Source organism: Bartonella sp. CL266QHHD (genome assembly GCF_042195355.1).
Lineage (GTDB): Bacteria > Pseudomonadota > Alphaproteobacteria > Rhizobiales > Rhizobiaceae > Bartonella.
Genome location: NZ_JBHIOD010000045.1, coordinates 1 through 2,096, shown reverse-complemented (window position 1 = coordinate 2,096; position 2,096 = coordinate 1). Strand labels below are relative to the sequence as shown.

Below are 2,096 nucleotides of genomic sequence, written 5' to 3'. Positions count from 1 at the left end.
CTTACAATCGCATGTTTTAAAAATGCCAAAGACCATAGCAAGCCTTGCGTTAATTTTTGAACTTCTTGATAGTGGTGGTTTTGAAATTGGTCTCTATGCCATTACAACAGCATTGCGTTGGGAAAAATATCTATTAAGTCATGCAAAACGTCTTTATGCGGCGAATGATACATTAACAGCAGAGCGTGCAAAATTAATTGTTGAACGCTGTGATCATTTACCCGATATTTTTACAGCAAGGGATGTTTATAAACGTGATTGGAAATGTTTAACAGACAATCAAACCGTTAAGCAAGCTTTAGAGCTTTTATGTCGTTGTAACTATATTCGTGAAATCTCTGGAGAGAATAACTCCCAAGGCGGTCGACCTACCATACGTTATGAATGGCACCCCTTAGTGAAAAGTCATAAGACATCACACTGAGGCAATTTGGAAATCTTATAAAACATTAAACAATATAACAGTGAACCTTTAAAGCACTCCCCATCATTAGTTATGGGGGTTCTTTTTACCCCCCTTTATATATATTTTTTAGTCAAAAATAAAAGTTATTATATTTCAAGTGGTTAATATTTTACAGATCTAAAAAAACAACCTATATCGACATTACAACCTATAAATTCAACCAATAATATATGTTTTGTAGGTGTTTTGGGGGTTTTAAAAACAGACAAAACCTATCTATAAAATAATTCATAAAACTTATCAAAATACTCATTCTGATGTTTTAAAGTCCATGGTGCATTTGTCTTGATTAACAGGTCAATTAACACATCAAATAAACAGCAAATTTCACTATTTTGCTGATCTTATCCCATGTCATGGGCTGTGGATAAACAGCATTAAAAAAAACTTTTGAAAAAAATTTATCCGCTTTTTAGCATTTTCCGAATTTTTCACACTATTCATTCAAAATGGATTTAATAAGCTTTATTTTGATTCTTTTGAAGAGAATTAATCAATAGAATATATTGTCATGGAGTTTATTCTTTATGCTTCGCCCTCATCATTCTGATCATGAACATGTCTCTTTACGCTCTCTCTTAGAATATTATCGTCAACAAGCAAAATCACCTCGTGAATTGGGAACATTGTTTGAAAACCTTGTCATGGCTTATCTTATGCATGACCCTCTCCATTTTGGACGATATGAAACGGTTGAGAGCTATTATGAATGGGCTAAAGAGCGTGAAGGTTGGAATAAAAATGATATCGGCATTGATCTGGTGGCAAAGCTTCGTCATCAAGAGGGATATGTGGCTATTCAATGTAAGTTTTATAAAGCTGACCATCAGATCAGTAAAAAAGATATTGATAGCTTTATCGCTGCCTCTGGAAAAGACATCTTTAAATATCGTCTTCTCGTCGATACCACGGAAGTGGAATTAAGTGACAATGTCAATGCCATGATCAAAGGACAAGCGATACCCGTTTATCGCATTGACCTTCGTCATATGGAAAACAGTCGGATAGATTGGCAAATATTTGCAACAAAACAAGAAGNCCCGTTTATCGCATTGACCTTCGTCATATGGAAAACAGTCGGATAGATTGGCAAATATTTGCAACAAAACAAGAAGTTGTTCTGAAATCAACAAAAGAGCCTCGTCCCCATCAAGAAGAAGCCATCAAGAAAGTCTGTGAAGGTTTAAAAGAAGCAGACCGTGGCAAGCTGATTATGGCATGTGGAACGGGCAAGACTTTCACCAGTTTGAAGATAGCAGAACAAATAGCAGGTCAAGGCAAGCGTGTTTTGTTTCTGGTGCCTTCTCTGGCTTTAGTCTCACAAACAATCCGTGAATGGACAGCCGATGCACAAGTGCCCTTGCGTTCTTTTGCTGTGTGTTCTGATACGAAAGTAGGCAAGCGTCGTAAAAATCAAGATGATATTGTTGGCATGGAAACATCAGATCTTGTTCTTCCTGCTACCACGGATGCTCAAGCCCTTGCTAAAGAAGCTCGTGAAAGCCTAGCAAATGCAATGACGGTGGTCTTTTCAACCTATCATTCTATCCAAGTGATTTCGGATGCACAAAATACCCATGGGTTACCTGAATTTGATCTGATCATTTGTGATGAAGCCCATAGAACAACT

Annotated in this window: 3 protein-coding genes; all 3 read left to right on the top strand. The window is 36.8% G+C overall.

All coding sequences use genetic code 11. From position 1 onward, the window contains the following. Positions 1–424: DUF3987 domain-containing protein (locus ACFIK7_RS06110; protein WP_375663099.1), on the top strand; the 424-nt coding region annotated here is incomplete at its 5' end. 569 nt (positions 425–993) lie between these two features. After that, positions 994–1,551 carry a restriction endonuclease gene (locus tag ACFIK7_RS09840; RefSeq protein ID WP_404977340.1) on the top strand — a complete coding sequence of 186 codons (558 nt, stop codon included), beginning with the start codon at positions 994–996 and terminating at the stop codon, positions 1,549–1,551. After that, positions 1,533–2,096 (top strand): DEAD/DEAH box helicase family protein (locus tag ACFIK7_RS09835; protein WP_404977341.1); only part of this gene is annotated, 564 nt, incomplete at its 3' end. The genes ACFIK7_RS09840 and ACFIK7_RS09835, both read left to right, overlap by 19 nt.